We start from the raw sequence: 16,751 nt of genomic DNA on the forward strand, positions 1-16,751 counted from the left end.
GCTTTAGGATCTTTACTTGTTCGTAGGTCATTAATGCTACCCAACTCTAACTTATTTGTCCCACGCATCTGGGACTTTTGCAAGAGGTCTATTGACCATTAGTCATTGTTTTTTCTGACTAATGGCTAGAGCAATAAGACATCACTCAAGGAATATTGCAGGTATTACCAGACGCTCACTCAAATGATTTCTCTGGCGGTAGTAATACCAACAGGAAAAAAGAAAGCTACAGATTCCAAGCTGGAAACCACAATTCAATCCGAATTTCCTAATTACGAATTACGAATTACGAATTACGAATTATCAAAGGTTGCTCATACCTAAAGCGTGGTTGCAGCCGGAATTTAAATTTACGCCAAGTTTTCCTTTAACCACACAACCAACCATTGCAATCCACTCTAAACAGTGGCTACAACTTCCCCGATTTTGCTGATATCGTAACCGCCGAGAATTTCAAATTGTGAGTGAACCATCCGATGTCCCAAAGTACTGAGCAACTGCTGTACTGGTGCTTCTTCCAAATATTCCTTGAGAATCACCAAATCATATCGTGACTGATGTAAAGGGATAAATCCCAGCCCAAAAGCCGTAGCTACAGATGCCGTACTCATACCAGCATCGGCAACTCCTCCTACTACAGCTTGAGCAACATCTTGGTGACTTTTGAGTACATTGTCAAAGCCCTGAACAGCATCGAACGGTATCTGCTCTTTTTGGAGTCTTTGTTCCAAAAGCATCCGACTACCAGAACCTATTTCGCGGTTGACAATAGTCGCTCCCCCTGCAACTAAGTCAGTAACTGTTCTAATTCCCATCGGGTTCCCTGACTTCAACAAAAGTCCCTCCTCCCAGACACCAAGGGTAATCAGAACTGCTTCCCTCCCAACCAAAACATCTCGAACAAAGGGAGTATTATACTCACCAGTCTCAGGATCATACAGATGCATCCCAGCGATGTGCGCCTCACCTCTGCATAAACTGTGCAATGCAGCCATGCTATTGGCGAAGTTATATTGGACTCGTAGTTGGGGATGCCAACGTTCGGTGGCTCTTGCCCATAGTGAAATCACAGGGGCACAACCAGCAATCACAACGGTGTTGTGAAGTGTGTCGAGATTATCGTCTAGTAGCCTGACTCGAACTTTATTTGTACCTATTTGGCTAGTGCCTTCACCCTTCGGGTTCATCAGTTTGCTTATGCCGAGAGACCCGTCCACTGCAACTGCTTCACCATCAGCCGGAATCATGTCTTGGCGAAAAGCATCCTTGCCAATCAAGGGATAAGCTATCCATTGTCCTCCCACACGAGCCATGCTAACTCGCAGTTGCTGACCATTAGGAACAGGCTTGGCAAGAACGGCTTCAATTTCAGGTAAATCCCGATCTAACCAGAATAGATCCTCAACTTGACAGCCAAGCGCTTTGGCCAAGCGAAGTGTTATGGCCACTGAGGGAGCATATTGTCCCGACTCTACACCACTAATTGTCTGACGAGTCACACTAGCGATGTTAGCCAAATCTTGTTGGCTCATGCCTAAGCGAGTTCTAATCGACTTCAAGTTATTACGGAGGTCACTATCCTGCTTCATTGGCTTTGTCTGTTAGTTTCAAAAAGCCGTAGCGGATTTAAACATTGCATCTGCCAAGGCGAAAGTCTGGTCTTTGAGTTTATATTATTTCTCTTTGAAGACTTTTTGTGCTTTCGCTGTCTTGATTCCCCATATAAAAAGACTATCACAGAAGTTGCCAATTTGCTTGCGAAGCGCAAATTATTTTTGCGGGGTGAGGCACAACTCATAGAAATCGCCTCCATGCTAGGGTGTTATCGATATTCTCTGATTTGTTGCTCAAATAGCAGAAGTGTCTGAGCTAGAAATTAATACGATGCCTACGGCGGTAAACTATGCACTTTTCCCCGTTATCCCCGAATTGCGATGGGCTACGCCCCACCAGAGGCGATCGCTATAACCTATAATTATTGATAATTTATAGCAATAACTTCAATTCAACAACACCGATAATTTAAAACACTTGTAGGTTTGTCCGCAAGTGTAGAGGTTTGTCAACCAAGGATTACTCTACAGTTTCTGAATCAATACTACTTTGAAATCGTTCAGGTTAATAGGCGATACTCTGTCGAACTCAAGTTAATTTACTACTGCTAAACTTTTAACTAAAGGTAACTTATGTTAGCAACAAAGGCACGAGGAAAGGTTCAATGAATACTGTTGTGCTTAATCTAGAACCAATTGCTCATTTAACCGATGAGCAATTTTATCAATTGTGTATTGCCAATGGCGATTTAAGCCTGGAAATGAATGCAGCCGGACAATTAATAATTATGCCACCAGTAGGAGGAGAAAGCGGAAATCAAGAAGCAGATTTAATTACAGACTTGAATAATTGGAATCGTCAAGTGAAATTAGGGAAAGTTTTTAGTTCTTCAACTATCTTTATACTTCCAAATGGTGCAAAACGTTCCCCTGATGCGGCTTGGGTAAAGTTGGAACGGTGGGAAGCTTTAACACTAGAACAGCGAAAAAAATTTCCGCCACTTGTACCCGATTTTGCAATTGAACTGCGTTCCGAGACAGATCGGCTTGCACCTATCCAAGCGAAAATGAAGGAATACATCGAAAATGGTTTGCGTTTGGGTTGGCTAATTAATCCTCAAGATAAACAAGTGGAAATTTACCGACTTTTGAAAGCTGTAGAAGTTATTCAAATGCCAGCAATTATTTTTGGGGAGGATATATTACCTGGATTTGAGTTGCAAGTATAGGTGATAAGCCTGACAGTATAGCAAAGCTATAGGACTCGTATTTGATTTTTGAAAAAAATCAATACACCCCGAAAAGGCTTCTTCACCACTCCCTACTCCCTGTCTACGCAAATAATTATGGCTACGCCACGCTGCGCGAACAAAAATCAAAGCAGATTGCTATATACTGCATTGTCCCAAAAAAATCAGGCGTTGCTGAGGCGATTAAGCTCAAAAACGATTTTGCTCCAGCTTACAGCAATCGTTGTCTTGCTTATCTGCAATTAGCAGATTATCAGAATGCGATCGCCAATTGCAATCAAGCTCTCAAATTTATGCCTAAAAATGTTGAAGCATACCTCAATCGTGGACTAGCATACTATAGACAAGGGGATTATCAAGCAGCGATGCCTACGGCGGGCTACGCCTACGCGGACAATAATCAATTTATTCTACTTAAACCTAATGATTTCAGAGCCTACTACAACCGAGGGCTAGCTCATGCTATCTTGGGTAATCACCAACAAGCAATATCAGATTACAATCTAGCACTCACTAATATTTCCCAATCATCCAGTTTACTAAAAGCGGATGTTTACAATGACCGAGGACTAGCTCATTTTGAGTTGTTGGACTTAAAAGCAGCGATGCTCGACTTCTCACAAGCAATTCGACTTAATCCCAATAACTACAGAGCTTATTATAATCGGGGTTGTGCTTGCGGCAGAAGTGGCGATCGCTCTTGTGCTGTTAGAGATTTTACTGAGTCACTCAAACTTAACCCAACTAATGCCCAAGCTTATCTGAATCGAGGTATAGCCTACCATCGACTTGGTCATGAACAAGCGGCAATTGCAGACTTACAAAAGGCGGTTGAATACTTTGCCCAACAGGGAGAAACTAAAACCTCTGAAAAAACTTTCTTGTTACTGAAAAATTTACAGCAACAACTCTCATCCTTATCAGAAATTGCTCTCGTGGAGTGTGAGGGCAGCTTTAAAATTAAAACAGTCTCATTAACAATTCAAAATTCAAAAATAACCTCTCTGAACCCCTTCGAGGAATAAAATTCTATTTTCAGAATATTTGCTCAGGATCAATACCTGCGGCTCGTAAGCGTTCTGCCAATATTACAGCCCGTTGGCGTTCTTGTTCTAGTTGTTGATTCGCTTGCTGTAACTGTTGATTTGTTTGCTGTAACTGTTGGTTGGCTTGTTGCAACTGTTGGTTTGCTTCGTCTTCTGGCAACATCACCAGTTGTCCATCTGGGGTAAAAAAGCGTAATTTACCAGACTCAACTCCTAAATACAAATCTAGCTGCTGACTCCACAACCAACCCAACTCAGTGGGTATAAGTTCTTGATATTGCCCATCAACTATGTGAAATCCCTGGAATTCTAGGTTATTTGGGTCAAACCAAAAGTAATTAGGGGTGCGAAATGTATTCTGGTATATTTGCTTTTTCAAACCTTTATCAACCGAGGCAGTAGAATCGGATAACATCTCAATAATCACATTGGGATATTTACCATTTTCTTGCCACACAACCCAGCTTTTGCGGTCTTTTTTTTCTGTATCTAAAACCACAAAGAAATCAGGACCTCGAAATTCTTCTGATTTTTTCTGGTTGGGACTGAAATAGATCGTCAGGTTGCCAGTAGCATAAAAATCCTGCCGATCGCGCCACCACCACTTAATCAGGCGGATCAGTAAATCGATTTGTTCGCGGTGTAAGTCTGATTCCAAGGGGGGTTCGTCACTATAGATGTCCCCTGGTGGGAAAATTATACTCTCAGTGACATCAGCTTGAGAAGCGGTGGCAAAAGATTGAGACATAGCGCTCGCAATCAGAGGAAATAAAGTTTTATTTTTAGTATATTTGCTCAGGATCAATACCTGCGGCTCGTAAGCGTTCTGCTAATATTGCAGCCCGTTGACGTTCTTGTTCTAGTTGTTGATTTGCTTGCTGTAACTGTTGGTTTGCTTCGTCTTCTGGCAACATCACCAGTTGTCCATCTGGGGTAAAAAAGCGTAATTTACCAGACTCAACTCCTAAATACAAATCTAGCTGCTGACTCCACAACCAACCCAACTCAGTGGGTGCAAGTTCTTGATATTGCCCATCAACTATGTGAAATCCCTGCAATTCTAGGTTATTTGGGTCAAACCAGAAGTAATCAGGGGTGCGAAATGTATTCTGATATATTTGTTTTTTCAAACCTTTATCAATCGCTGCGGTAGAATCCGATAACATCTCAATAATCACATTCGGATATTTACCATTTTCTTGCCAGACAACCCAGCTTTTGCGGTCTTTTTTTTCTGTATCTAAAACTACAAAGAAATCAGGACCTCGAAATTCTTCTGATTTTTTCTGGTTAGGGCTGAAATAGATCGTCAGGTTGCCACTAGCATAAAAATCCTGCCGATCGCGCCACCACCACTTAATCAGGCGGATCAGTAAATCGATTTGTTCGCGGTGTAAGTCAGATTCCAAGGGGGGTTCGTCACTATAGATGTCGCCTGGTGGGAAAATTATACTCTCAGTGACAGCTTCTAAACTAGGGGTAGTGGCAAGGGGCTGAGACATAGAAGATAGTTTTTCTGTTTGTATCTATGCTATCGTGACAAACATTTTCATAGAAGTGCGTCACCGAACAGCCCGTCGTAGACATCGCACAAAACAGAATAAATGCGTCAGTCGTCAGAATTCAGAATGAATTATGTACGACTGGTGTAGGCGTTGCGGTAGCGAGTCCGCGTTAGCTATCAGTGGTGGGACTGAATCCCCCACGCTCTTGAATTCTGACTCCTGAATTCTTCTTCATTCTTCATCCCGATATAACTCCTGCAAGTCCTGTAACTGAGTCTTGCGGGAAATCCGGCGATATTTTTTACTTTCTAGCTTGGGTTCGTATTGACTCTGCCCTTTGCCTTTGTTTTTGCTTTTTAACTTCATGGTGGATTCTGGATCAGCTTGTTGATGCAGATGAGTTTCATGAGCGATCGCAGCGTCCAAAAATTCTAAATAATGTTCATATCGTTCCCAGTCTCCGCGCACCGCACACTCAGGCTCATCTCGATGCAGACAATCACTAAACCGACAGCTAGCAACTGCTAACCGCTCTCTTGCTTCTGGGAAATAACGGATTAATTCTTCTGGATTACAATCCATGTCAGGCTGATTAAACCCCGGAGTATCTGCCAACAAACCACCGCTAGGTAACTCAAATAATTCTATATGGCGAGTCGTATGACGACCACGAGCCAGTTTACCAGAAACTTCTCCGACTCGCAGTTCAAGAGAGTCAATCAGCGTATTAATCAAGCTAGATTTACCCACGCCGGAAGGCCCAGCAATTACAGTAATTTTATTGCTCAAATATCTGGCTGCTTGGTCAGTATTTATACCATCCTTGACACTGATAAATATTGGTTGATAGCCCCAACCAAGTAGGCGATCGCTAACTTGTTGCTGTGCCTCCGGTGAAATTAAATCACTTTTATTCAAGCATAAAAGCACATCTAAGCCAGTAGACTCAGCCTTAATTAGAAACCGACTCAGTTGATAAGGTTCCAAAGGTGGATCAGCGACGGCAAAGACCAAGAGGATTTGGTTCACATTGGCGATCGCCGGACGATCTAACTCACTTTGGCGGGGTAAAACCTCAGCGATCGCTCCCCGTCCCCCAGCCCAATCTGGCTCTTCTACCACAACGCGATCGCCTACCATCACCTGTTGCCCGATTTTTTTCAGACGTGTTCTCCGGGTACAAAGCAGGCGAGGGGGATGGGGAAGATGAGGATCTTGCTCCCTCATCTCCCTCATCTCCCTCATCTCCCTCATCTCCCCATCCTCTTGATCCAGCTGTACTCGATAAAAATTAGCCTGTACAGCAACCACCGTACCCAATAACTGTCCAGTTGCGGTAAAATTTTCCCCTGTCATTCAACAACTGGACGGCGCACTAACAGAGAAAAATAACTAGTGTAGTCTGTAATTTGTTCCACTTGATAGCCTGCCATTGTCAGACTATCGGGAACCTGCTCAATTGGCTCACCTGGGTCTAGCCAGACTTCTAGCAAACCTCCCAATGGCATTTTCTCCAGACGTAGTTTTGTCCGCACAAAATTAATTGGGCAAGGGGTGCCGCGCAAATCAAGTTGAGCATCGGGAGTTAAAACAGAAGAGGGCTTCATCACTTAAATAAATTTCCCAAGAATCCTTCTAGACCGCCTTTACCAGTGCGATCTCCCTTAATTTTAGCCAGCTTCTCCAACAGTTCTCTCTCCTCTGGGGTGACTTTGTTGGGAATATCAATTAATACGTTCAGCATATGATCTCCACGACTGACGGGATTACCCAAGCGGGGTACGCCGCGATTTTCCAACTTCATCACCGTATTCGGCTGGGTTCCAGCTGGAATAATTAGTTCCACCGGACCATCTACCGTATCTACCTCTAACCGACAACCTAAAATCGCTTGCAGGTAGCTAACTTTGATTTCCGAGAGAATATTAATGCCATCTCGTTGGAATTCCTCGTCCTCATTCACGAACAAGTAAACGTACAAATCCCCAGGAGGTCCACTACGTTGACCAGCATCTCCTTCACTAGAAATCCGCAAGCGTGTGCCATTATCCACCCCAGCTGGAATGGTAATTTTGAGTTTCTTTGTGACTTGATTTGCGCCTTTCCCATCACACGCATCACACTTATCTTCAATTACCATCCCTGTGCCATTACAGGTGGGACAAGTTGAGACTTGGGTGAAACTGCCAAAGGGTGTTCTAGTGACACGGCGAACTTGACCCGATCCGGTACAAGTGGAACAAGTCCGAGGGCGGGTTCCAGGTTTAGCACCAGAACCGCTACAAACTTCACAATTTTCTAGATGGGAAATGCGAATTTCTTTTTCACCGCCAAATACCGCTTCCCGAAAGTCTAACTTCAGGTCTAGCCGCAGGTCATCACCTCTAGCAGGTCCACTGCGCCGTCTTTGTTGCGTGGGACTACCCATACCGCCAGCAAAGCCACTAAAAATGCTTTCAAAGATATCGGCAAAACCGCCCATATCGCCGGCATCTTGGAAGCCTGCGCCAGCAGCACCAGACACACCCTCTGGACCAAAGCGATCGTAACGAGCGCGGGTTTCTGGTTCCGAGAGTACCTCATAGGCGCGGTTAATTTCTTTAAAGCGATCCTCCGCCCCCGGTTCTTTGTTCACATCTGGGTGATACTTCCGGGCTAAACGGCGATAGGCTTGTTTGATTTCTTCTTTGTCGGTGTCACGAGAGACACCCAGGATTTCATAATAGTCGCGGGCCATATAGCAAAGGTAAAAGTTAGAAGGAAGAAAGCAGAAGGCAGTAGAAGGTCACTCACGGTCACTTGCTACCCTACGGGAAGGCGTTATTGCCTAAAGCTCTGGAAGAGCAACGCAGTGTCCTTCAGAGGGTGGCTTGCCGGAGGTTAGGCAGGAGATAAAATTAATTTTTGTTAATAACTGATTTTACCCTTTACTTTTCACAAAAATCACCGACAAATCTTGAGCAACAGGTGCTTTCCGCGTGAGAGACGACAAAAGCCATAGAAGTTAGGAGCTGGTTGTAAGCCTTTGCTCAGACTTCTCACTGCCGAGCGCTGTCTCTTTTACAATTGTGCTACGTAGGAGAGGAAAACCTAGCCCATCAACCAGAGGGGCTAGCCGCACCATTAGGTGTGGAAAACCACCCATTGCAATGGAAGTGCATCTGAACTGGCATACTACCTAGCTCAAAGTAATTTGCTTCTACAATCTAGCAAAGCGCTGGGGTCTTGTGAAACTTCGCTAAATTTATAATCAATATATTTAGATATATTAAAGTGTCTTAAGAAAAATCTGCAACTTAGGGGAGTGGGGAGTGGGGAGTGGGAGATGAGGGAGCAGGGGGAGCAGAATTAATAACCAATGAATGCCCCATGCCCCATGCCCAATGCCCCATGCCCAATGCCCCATGCCCAATGCCCCATGCCCAACCCCTAATCTATCGCCTCATAATCAGCTTGTGCGGTACTTTCTTCGTCAAAATCAAAGTTGAATTGTGGCATTAGTGTGCCATTCATTGGTGAGTCCATTTCTGGGTTCAAGAGATTCGCTGAAGCATCCTCAATCTCATCAGTTTGGCTGTTAGCTCGATTGTAGACATCAGCACCAATTGCCAGCAGGGTTTGTTGGAAGTCGTCTAATCGCTGCTTAAATTCCCCTGTGGAAATACTGGAGTCAATCATGGCAGCTTGGAGTTGTGAAACTTTTTCACTGGCCAAGGTTTTCATCTGCTCACCAATAAAGTTCCCATTATCCTTGATGGTGGATTCATAACTGAACAACAGATTATTTGCTTGGTTTTTGAATTCAACCAGCTCTTTACGTCTTCTATCTTCTTCGGCAAACAGTTCGGCCTCTTGGCGCATCCGTTCGACTTCATTGTTACTCAAGCCACCTGTATTGGTAATTCGGATACTCTGTTCTCTACCTGTGCCTTTGTCTTGGGCAGAAACCTTCAGGATGCCGTTGACATCGATTTCAAAGGATACTTCAATTTGCGGCACACCACGGGGAGATGGAAGAATTCCTGCTAGCAAAAACTTGCCGAGACTCTTGTTATCTCGTGACATTGCCCGTTCACCTTGGAGGATGTGAATTTCCACTGAGGTTTGCCCATCAACTGCTGTGGAAAAAACTTGTGACCTACTTGTAGGAATTGTGGTGTTGCGTTCAATGATTTTGGTGAACACTTCACCCAAGGTTTCAATTCCCAAGGACAGAGGGGTGACATCCAATAGTAAGAGATTATCGACTTCGCCACCCAACACACCTGCTTGGATAGCTGCTCCCAATGCTACTGCTTCGTCAGGGTTGATGGAGCGATCGGGAGCTTTGCCGTTAAAAAACTTAATTAGCGCGTTTTGGACTGCGGGAATACGGGTAGAACCACCTACCAAAATAATCCGATCTATGGCTGGTGGTTTGAGATCCGCATCTTTGAGCGCTTGGATCATTGGTTCGATGGTCGCTTCAATTAATTTTCCTGCGAGTTCTTCAAATTTAGAGCGGCTGAGTTCCATCTCCAGATGCTTTGGGCCGGCGTCATCAGCCGTGATAAACGGCAAGTTGATGGAGGTATTCACTATACTGGAGAGTTCAATTTTTGCCTTTTCTGCTGCTTCCCGCAGGCGTTGCAGTGCCATCTTATCTTGGGAAAGGTCGATTTTTTCCTCTTGCTGGAAGTGTTCCATCATCCAACGCACGATCGCATTATCAAAGTCGTCTCCACCTAAGTGGTTGTTACCACAAGTTGCCTTAACTTCAAAAACGCCATCCCCAAGTTGTAGGATCGATACATCGAAGGTACCGCCTCCTAAGTCGAATACTAAAATTAACTGCTCTTGGTCTTGCTTTTCCAATCCGAAAGCTAAAGCCGCAGCTGTTGGTTCGTTGATGATTCGCAGAACTTCTAGTCCTGCAATGGTGCCAGCATCTTTAGTTGCTTGTCTTTGGGCATCTGTGAAATATGCGGGTACCGTGATCACTGCCTGTGTTACCTCTTCACCCAAGAAGTTTTCTGCATCCTGCTTGAGCTTTTGCAGGATCATGGCAGATAGTTCTTGTGGCGTGTAATTTTTGGAGCGAATTTGGACATCAACGGTATCATCTCGACCTTTGACACAGTTGTAGGGAACGCGATCGCGTTCTGTTTCAGTGTCTTCCCAACGCCGCCCGATGAATCGTTTAATACTGTAAATTGTGTTTTCGGCATTGGTTACGGCTTGGCGCTTTGCCAATTGACCAACCAAGCGATCGCCACTCTTCCCAAATCCCAAAATACTAGGAGTAGTTCGTCCACCTTCAGAACTGGCGATCACAAGTGGTTGACCGCCTTCCAAAACTGCGACGCAACTGTTAGTAGTGCCTAAGTCAATCCCAATAACTTTTCCCATATTCGCCAGTATTTTTACTGAGTTTTTCTGCTGTAATCTGTCGTGGACTAACTTTTTTGCTTGTTGCAAGGCTAGCGGATAACGCCTGTGGAATCCCTGTTGCTGGTAGCAAGAGAGAAGTTGAAACACAGAGAGTTATCCAAAGCCTTGTCCAAGTTTTAGGTACGCGATGCTCGTCCTTACTAGAACCCAGGCACTATTCTATTGGTCAGCGAGGCGAGCGATTACAGCTTAACTGTTGGCTTGACTCGACTGATCTTCTGGTGCAGCAGGGGTATCTTCTTTGGGAGCAGCTACTTTGACCATTGCATGGCGTAGCACGCGATCGCCCAAGTAATATCCGCGCACTAACTCTTCTAACACTGTTCCTTCAGGATGTTCATCCGTAGGTTCCCGCATTACTGCTTCGTGTAGGTTAGGATCAAATTCTTCACCTTCAGGACGCATCGGTGATACACCCAAGCGCTTCAGGCTATCTACTAGTTGTTTGTAAACACCTTGGTAACTTTTGTGCATGGTCATTTCGCCATCAGATAGCGGTTTGAGGTGCGATCGCGCCCGCTCAAAATTATCGACCACTGGCAGCAATTCCAAAATCGTGTTCCGCTTCATCAGCGCCTCTAGCTCTTCTTTTTCTTTACTAGTGCGTTTCCGGTAATTCTCAAAATCAGCGGCAATCCGCATATATTGAGTACTACGCTCTTCTAGTTGCGTTTTCAGGGACTCGATTTGTTGAGTCAGTTCTGCCAAAGCTGCTCTTTCCACTTCAGTTTTCTCGGTTGCCGCGACGCCATTTTCTGGATTGAGAGTAGCCGGATCGCCGGATACATTGGTTTGGGCTGCCACTTGCTCTGTCACCTCGCTACCAGATTCATTGAAATTAATTTGGGCTGGGGAGTCACTCTTCATTGCTTGCTTTACCTCTGTTGGTTCACCCAATTGCTGGCTTGTATTGTTTATCTGTTTATTCTCATCCATTATTGTCTACTCATTCCAGATCCTATTTATGGCAGTGTATCTCCACAGCTGGCAACCGTCGTCATCCACGACTTGCTACTGAGGCTGATTTTGTTGCCGACAAGTTCCTGGAAGTGATGTAACCGTCATCTTATTGTGACAAATGGTGAACACGTTAGCCCAGACCCCACTAAGGCGGGAACCCGAACGAGTAATTTTCAATAGTGGCGCTGAATGTGACTCGCCCCTTAATTTGAAAATATCTTTAATTTTGAATTCGGAGCAAAGTGACTTGACTTAGGACTTTTTTGGGAAATGAGAATTCTGTCTCCCAGTAGGGGAATACTCTAAGCAGAGGTTTCCCCAAATCAATAGCTCATTTATGACTTACTCGTCAGCACACCGGCGCAGTACCGCTCTAACTACCAGAACAGAGTTTTCGCCCTTCGGCAACAAGCTAGTACTATCTGGCTATGTCAATACCGACCAGATGAGGCAGGCACTAATTGAAAGCCGTAAATCTGGCACACCCTTAACGGAAGTACTAGAGTCAATCACTGGGCAACAACTATCACCTGAGTTGCTCAGGCAATACAAAAAACAGCAGCTATTTGAACTTAAAATACTATACGGTGTTGAATTCCTTGATCCAGAAGTCAACTCCTTTGACACCTCAATGATGGCGAACCTGATTGAAACCCTCATCCCAGTGGATATCTGTCGTCGCCATCGTTTAGTACCACTGTCGAAACACGAAGATCAAACCCCGCCCTCAGTTTTAGTGGCGATGGTCGCTCCAGATAATCTAGAGGCTTCCGATGACCTGAACCGCATCTTGCGTCCCCAAGGCTTGGCCTTGCAGCGCATGGTGATTACACAGGAAGACTACCAACACCTAATCAACCAATACTTGGATGAAATGGCTGTTAAGCAAAAGCATCTAGATCAAGAAAAGTTTACAGATATTAATCAGGATTTAGAAAACCTCGGAAATCTCGATCTTGCGGAAGCCCCGGAAGAAATGGAGGCTGATCTAGGGGCGGCGATGAAGGGTGCAGAGGATGCCCCAGTGATCAACCTAGTCAACAGAATCCTAGCTAAAGCGTTGCATGAAGGCGTTTCTGACATTCATATTGAACCGCAAGAAGAAAACTTACGCATTCGCTTTCGGAAGGATGGCATACTGATCGAAGCTTTCGATCCCCTACCGAAAAAAATCATCCCGGCGGTGACAGCCCGATTTAAAATCATCTCCAATCTAGACATTGCAGAACGGCGTATACCCCAAGATGGACGCATCCGGCGGCTGTTTGAGGGACGTAAGGTAGATTTCCGGGTCAGCACCTTACCCAGTCGTTACGGGGAAAAGGTGGTGCTACGGATTTTGGATAACTCTTCCACCCAATTGGGATTGGATAAGTTAATTACCGACCCTGAAACTTTACAAATTGTCCAGGATATGGTGAGCCGTCCCTTTGGTCTAATTTTGGTGACTGGGCCAACTGGTTCTGGGAAAACAACCTCGCTGTATTCTGCATTATCAGAAAAGAATGATCCCGGTATTAATATCAGTACTGTGGAAGACCCAATTGAGTACAGCCTTCCAGGGATTACTCAAGTACAGGTGATTCGGGAAAAAGGGCTAGATTTTGCTACCGCTCTGCGGGCTTTCTTGCGGCAAGATCCAGATGTGCTGCTGGTGGGTGAAACGCGGGATAAAGAAACGGCAAAAACAGCAATTGAGGCTGCGTTGACCGGTCACTTGGTATTAACTACTTTACATACCAATGATGCCCCAGGAGCGATCGCTCGTTTGGGAGAAATGGGTATTGAGCCGTTCATGGTTTCTAGTTCCCTAATTGGCGTTTTAGCTCAACGTTTGGTGCGGCGTGTATGTCCTGAATGTCGTATTCCCTACACTCCTACCGTTCAGGAATTGGCTCGCTATGGTCTATCAGCTTCCTCAGATGTCGAAGTCACCTTCTATAAAGCTAACACCTTGACATTAGATGCGATCGCAGAAGCCAAAACCAAAAATCAGCTTTGCCCAAAATGTAATGGTGTCGGCTACAAAGGGCGTTGTGGAGTCTATGAAGTCATGCGAGTCACCGAAAACCTGCAAACTCTCATCAATGAAGATGCACCCACGGAACGTATCAAGGAAGTGGCAATAGAAGAGGGTATGAAAACCTTGCTGTCTTACAGTTTGGACTTAGTGCGCCAAGGTTCTACCACCTTAGAAGAAGTAGAACGAGTGACCTTTACTGATACTGGTTTGGAAGCCGAGTTAAAAGCCAAACGCAAGACTGGTCTTACTTGCCTGACTTGCGATGCCACATTGAAACCAGAATGGCTGGATTGTCCCTACTGTATGACATCTCGGTTTCAAAAGTAGTCATTAGTTATTGGTCATTAGTCATTGGTCATTAGTCATTAGTCGATGCTTAGTAACTTTAAACAAATGACAAAGGACAAATGACAAAGAACAAATAATAAACATTAAAAGGAAGCAGAACTATGGAAATGATGATTGAAGACCTGATGGAGCAATTGATTGAAATGGGAGGTTCGGATTTGCATTTATCCGCAGGTTTGCCTCCCTACTTCCGCATCAGTGGTAAACTCACGCCCATAGGTGAGCATGTAATGACAGCTGATCAGTGTCAAAGGCTGATTTTTAGTATGCTCAACAATACCCAGCGTAAAACCTTGGAGCAGAACTGGGAGTTGGATTGTTCCTATGGTGTTAAGGGTTTGGCTCGTTTCCGGGTCAATGTCTATAAAGAACGTGGTTCTTATGCTGCTTGCTTACGGGCATTAAGTTCTAAAATTCCTAACTTTGAAAAATTAGGTTTGCCAGATATCGTCCGGGAAATGACAGATAAACCCAGAGGACTAATTCTGGTGACAGGCCCTACAGGTTCTGGGAAGACAACTACCCTAGCGGCAATGATTGACTTGATTAACCGCACCAAGGCAGAGCATATTTTAACGGTGGAAGACCCGATTGAATTTGTCTACGAACCAATTAAAAGCTTGGTTCACCAACGGCAACTGGGTGAAGATACTAAAAGCTTTGCTAATGCCTTGAAAGCAGCTTTGCGGGAAGATCCAGATATTGTTCTGGTAGGAGAAATGCGCGATTTGGAAACGATTTCTTTGGCAATTTCCGCCGCAGAAACAGGACACTTGGTATTTGGCACACTACACACCAGTTCCGCCGCCCAGACAGTTGACCGGATTATTGACGTTTTCCCCCATGAAAGACAAACCCAAGTGCGGGTGCAGTTGTCTAACTCGTTAGTGGCGGTATTTAGCCAAACCTTGGTGTCTAAGAAAAACCCTAAACCCGGGGAATATGGGCGGGTAATGGCTCAAGAAATTCTAATTGTCACTCCCGCTATTTCCAACTTGATTCGAGAAGGCAAAACATCTCAAATTTACTCAGCTATTCAAACTGGCGGGAAATTGGGAATGCAAACTCTGGAGAAGGTTTTAGCCGATATGTACAAAGCAGGAACGATCTCCTTTGAAGCGGCGATGTCTAAGACTTCTAAGCCAGATGAAATCCAACGTCTCATCGGTACTGCGGCACCGCCGCAGGCAGCTGGTGCGAAACCCGGTGCGGCTGCCAAAGCACATTAGAGGAACAGGGGAGATGAGGGAGATGAGGGAGATGAGGGGGATGAGGGGACAAGGAGAATAATCTATGCCCAATGCCCAATGCCCAATGCCCAATGCCCAATGCCCAATGCCCAATGCCCAATGCCCAATGCCCATTTTGAATTAATTTATGCCAAACTACGTTGCCCGTGTGCGGGATTCTCAAGGAAAATCCCGATCAGAAAAAATTGTTGCCGAATCCTTGGTACAAGCTCGGACTAATCTCAGAGATCAAGGTTTTGTTGTCCAAGAACTGAAACAATCTCAAGCATTTCAACTAGATGTTGCCATAAAAAATTTCCAGAATTCCTTAGTTAAGGTTTCTGTGAAAGACAAAGCTGTTTTTTCTCGTCAATTTGCCGTTTTGATGAATGCGGGAGTTGCGATCGTTAGAAGTCTGGGGGTACTTTCTGAACAGTGTAGTAACCCTAAACTGAAACAAGCTCTTGTGGAGATTAGCATCGATGTTCAAAGCGGAATGAATCTTTCAGAGTCAATGCGGAAACATCCTGACTGCTTTGATGGATTATATGTGAGTATGATTGAAGCTGGCGAAGTTGGTGGTGTTCTAGACGAAGTATTGAATCGTTTAGCCAAGTTGTTAGAAGATGTTGCCCGATTACAAAACCAAATTAAATCAGCATTGTCTTATCCAGTGGTTGTGGGTTTTATAGCAGTTGCGATCTTTCTCGGCATGACCATTTTTCTTATTCCCATTTTTGCCACGATTTTTGAACAAATTGGAATTACATTACCACCTCTAACGCAATTCTTGATGGATGCTAGTAAATTTTTGAGAAGTCCGAAAGCTGTCATCCTTCTCTTTATTATTGTCGGACTGAAATTTGCCTATGGACAATTCGGTAAAACTCCTGGTGGTCGCCTAACAATTGATCGTCTTTCCCTGAAAGTACCGTTGTTTGGCGACTTAATTCAAAAATCTTCGGTTGCCCGCTTTAGCAGAACTTTTGGTTCTTTGACTCGTTCAGGTGTGCCAATTTTAACTTGCTTAGAAATTGTCCGAGATACATCAGGAAACCAAGTCATTGCCAATGCTATAGATTCAGCCCGCCTTGAGATTCAACAAGGAGGTATGATTAGCATTGCTTTACAACAAAACGAAGGCGTTTTTCCGGCTATGGCAATTCAGATGATTAGTATCGGAGAAGAAACTGGAGAATTAGATGCAATGTTGATGAAAGTTGCCGATTTCTATGAAGATGAAGTTGAGCAGGCAGTAAAAGCAATGACCAGTATTTTGGAACCAGTGATGATTGTAGTTTTGGGGGGAATGGTTGGAACCATTTTGCTAGCGATGTATCTGCCTATGTTTAAAGTATTTGAAACGTTGGGATAGAGGATTAAGAGTTAGGAGTTAGGAGTTAGGAG

At 44.6% G+C, this 16,751-nt stretch carries 13 protein-coding genes and 1 pseudogene; 6 read left to right on the forward strand and 8 right to left on the reverse strand.

What is annotated here, in order from left to right; translation table 11 throughout:
* Positions 1-398 precede the first annotated feature (398 nt).
* Positions 399-1,589 (reverse strand): substrate-binding domain-containing protein, encoded by a 1,191-nt coding sequence (locus V7L05_RS17190; protein ID WP_335165733.1) that lies wholly within the window; start codon positions 1,587-1,589, stop codon positions 399-401.
* A 629-nt stretch (positions 1,590-2,218) separates the two neighbouring features.
* Between V7L05_RS17190 and V7L05_RS17195 the strand changes: the two genes are divergently transcribed.
* Complete coding sequence (locus V7L05_RS17195; protein WP_335165735.1) at positions 2,219-2,782, forward strand: Uma2 family endonuclease; 564 nt, start codon at positions 2,219-2,221, stop codon at positions 2,780-2,782.
* A 155-nt stretch (positions 2,783-2,937) separates the two neighbouring features.
* Complete coding sequence (locus V7L05_RS17200) at positions 2,938-3,828, forward strand: tetratricopeptide repeat protein (protein WP_335165771.1); 891 nt, start codon at positions 2,938-2,940, stop codon at positions 3,826-3,828.
* 10 nt (positions 3,829-3,838) lie between these two features.
* Here V7L05_RS17200 and V7L05_RS17205 read toward each other — a convergent pair whose 3' ends face one another.
* The 5 genes from V7L05_RS17205 to dnaJ form a co-directional block, all read right to left on the reverse strand.
* Entirely contained in the window at positions 3,839-4,597 is a 759-nt protein-coding gene (locus V7L05_RS17205; RefSeq protein WP_335165737.1) for a Uma2 family endonuclease, read from the reverse strand.
* Between the two features lie 34 nt (positions 4,598-4,631).
* Positions 4,632-5,351, reverse strand: coding sequence for a Uma2 family endonuclease (locus V7L05_RS17210; protein WP_335165739.1), 720 nt, complete (start codon positions 5,349-5,351; stop codon positions 4,632-4,634).
* A 234-nt stretch (positions 5,352-5,585) separates the two neighbouring features.
* The gene (rsgA, locus tag V7L05_RS17215) at positions 5,586-6,710 is read right to left on the reverse strand and encodes a small ribosomal subunit biogenesis GTPase RsgA (RefSeq protein WP_335165741.1); all 1,125 of its coding nucleotides are present in this window, start codon (positions 6,708-6,710) and stop codon (positions 5,586-5,588) included.
* A complete protein-coding gene (locus tag V7L05_RS17220; RefSeq protein WP_334829077.1) occupies positions 6,707-6,961 on the reverse strand; it encodes a sulfurtransferase TusA family protein in 255 nt (84 codons plus the stop codon). The genes rsgA and V7L05_RS17220 overlap by 4 nt, the downstream gene beginning before the upstream one ends.
* On the reverse strand, positions 6,961-8,091 hold the full coding sequence (gene dnaJ, locus V7L05_RS17225; protein ID WP_335165743.1) for a molecular chaperone DnaJ: 1,131 nt from the start codon (positions 8,089-8,091) through the stop codon (positions 6,961-6,963). The genes V7L05_RS17220 and dnaJ overlap by 1 nt, the downstream gene beginning before the upstream one ends.
* Before the next feature lie 581 nt (positions 8,092-8,672).
* On the opposite strand from dnaJ, the gene V7L05_RS17230 reads away from it, so the two are divergent.
* The gene (locus tag V7L05_RS17230; RefSeq protein WP_335165745.1) at positions 8,673-8,855 is read left to right on the forward strand and encodes a histidine kinase; all 183 of its coding nucleotides are present in this window, start codon (positions 8,673-8,675) and stop codon (positions 8,853-8,855) included.
* On the opposite strand, the gene dnaK is transcribed toward V7L05_RS17230, so the two are convergent.
* Together dnaK and grpE are read right to left on the reverse strand one after the other, a co-directional pair.
* Positions 8,784-10,742 (reverse strand): molecular chaperone DnaK, encoded by a 1,959-nt coding sequence (dnaK, locus tag V7L05_RS17235; protein ID WP_335165773.1) that lies wholly within the window; start codon positions 10,740-10,742, stop codon positions 8,784-8,786. The genes V7L05_RS17230 and dnaK overlap by 72 nt on opposite strands.
* A 231-nt stretch (positions 10,743-10,973) precedes the next feature.
* Complete coding sequence (grpE, locus tag V7L05_RS17240; protein ID WP_335165774.1) at positions 10,974-11,723, reverse strand: nucleotide exchange factor GrpE; 750 nt, start codon at positions 11,721-11,723, stop codon at positions 10,974-10,976.
* A 358-nt stretch (positions 11,724-12,081) separates the two neighbouring features.
* Here grpE and V7L05_RS17245 point away from each other — a divergent pair, with 358 nt between their 5' ends.
* The 3 genes and pseudogenes from V7L05_RS17245 to V7L05_RS17255 all read left to right on the forward strand — a co-directional run bounded on the left by V7L05_RS17245 (position 12,082) and on the right by V7L05_RS17255 (position 16,719).
* Complete coding sequence (locus tag V7L05_RS17245; RefSeq protein ID WP_335165747.1) at positions 12,082-14,094, forward strand: GspE/PulE family protein; 2,013 nt, start codon at positions 12,082-12,084, stop codon at positions 14,092-14,094.
* A gap of 119 nt (positions 14,095-14,213) precedes the next feature.
* Positions 14,214-15,344, forward strand: a pseudogene (locus tag V7L05_RS17250) (type IV pilus twitching motility protein PilT); the annotation flags it as partial.
* A 148-nt stretch (positions 15,345-15,492) separates the two neighbouring features.
* The gene (locus V7L05_RS17255; RefSeq protein WP_335165750.1) at positions 15,493-16,719 is read left to right on the forward strand and encodes a type II secretion system F family protein; all 1,227 of its coding nucleotides are present in this window, start codon (positions 15,493-15,495) and stop codon (positions 16,717-16,719) included.
* Positions 16,720-16,751: the final 32 nt, after the last annotated feature.

It is taken from the genome of Nostoc sp. (genome assembly GCF_036917755.1).
Classification (GTDB): domain Bacteria; phylum Cyanobacteriota; class Cyanobacteriia; order Cyanobacteriales; family Nostocaceae; genus Nostoc.

Excerpts from the sequence above, each read along its gene's own strand:
- V7L05_RS17190 (WP_335165733.1), bottom strand. The coding sequence starts at position 1,589 with ATGAAGCAGGATAGTGACCTCCGTAATAACTTGAAGTCGATTAGAACT.
- V7L05_RS17195 (WP_335165735.1), top strand. The coding sequence starts at position 2,219 with ATGAATACTGTTGTGCTTAATCTAGAACCAATTGCTCATTTAACCGAT.
- V7L05_RS17205 (WP_335165737.1), bottom strand. The coding sequence starts at position 4,597 with ATGTCTCAATCTTTTGCCACCGCTTCTCAAGCTGATGTCACTGAGAGT.
- V7L05_RS17210 (WP_335165739.1), bottom strand. The coding sequence starts at position 5,351 with ATGTCTCAGCCCCTTGCCACTACCCCTAGTTTAGAAGCTGTCACTGAG.
- rsgA (WP_335165741.1), bottom strand. The coding sequence starts at position 6,710 with ATGACAGGGGAAAATTTTACCGCAACTGGACAGTTATTGGGTACGGTG.
- V7L05_RS17220 (WP_334829077.1), bottom strand. The coding sequence starts at position 6,961 with ATGAAGCCCTCTTCTGTTTTAACTCCCGATGCTCAACTTGATTTGCGC.
- dnaJ (WP_335165743.1), bottom strand. The coding sequence starts at position 8,091 with ATGGCCCGCGACTATTATGAAATCCTGGGTGTCTCTCGTGACACCGAC.
- dnaK (WP_335165773.1), bottom strand. The coding sequence starts at position 10,742 with ATGGGAAAAGTTATTGGGATTGACTTAGGCACTACTAACAGTTGCGTC.
- V7L05_RS17245 (WP_335165747.1), top strand. The coding sequence starts at position 12,082 with ATGACTTACTCGTCAGCACACCGGCGCAGTACCGCTCTAACTACCAGA.
- V7L05_RS17255 (WP_335165750.1), top strand. The coding sequence starts at position 15,493 with ATGCCAAACTACGTTGCCCGTGTGCGGGATTCTCAAGGAAAATCCCGA.